The following is a 226-nucleotide window of genomic DNA, read 5'->3' as shown; positions in this document are numbered from 1 at the left end:
GGTTGCCTACGTGTTACTCACCCGTCCGCCGCTAGGTTGTTTAGAAGCAAGCTTCTAAACAACCCCGCTCGACTTGCATGTATTAGGCACGCCGCCAGCGTTCGTCCTGAGCCAGGATCAAACTCTCCAATAAAGATCATTCTGCGAATGATCGACTTGATTCCTATTCGGTCCAACTCGACTGAGTGGATAAATGGGAACCAGTATAGAAAGAGCGATTAGCTCA

General features: G+C 49.1%; 1 rRNA gene. It reads right to left on the bottom strand.

The features are described from left to right. A 16S ribosomal RNA gene (locus KQI_RS0115155) occupies positions 1-133 on the bottom strand; the annotation flags it as partial. Positions 134-226 lie beyond the last annotated feature (93 nt).

Source organism: Paenibacillus peoriae KCTC 3763 (assembly GCF_000236805.1).
In the GTDB taxonomy this organism is placed as follows: domain Bacteria; phylum Bacillota; class Bacilli; order Paenibacillales; family Paenibacillaceae; genus Paenibacillus; species Paenibacillus peoriae.
This window is presented reverse-complemented; position numbering and strand designations above follow the sequence as displayed.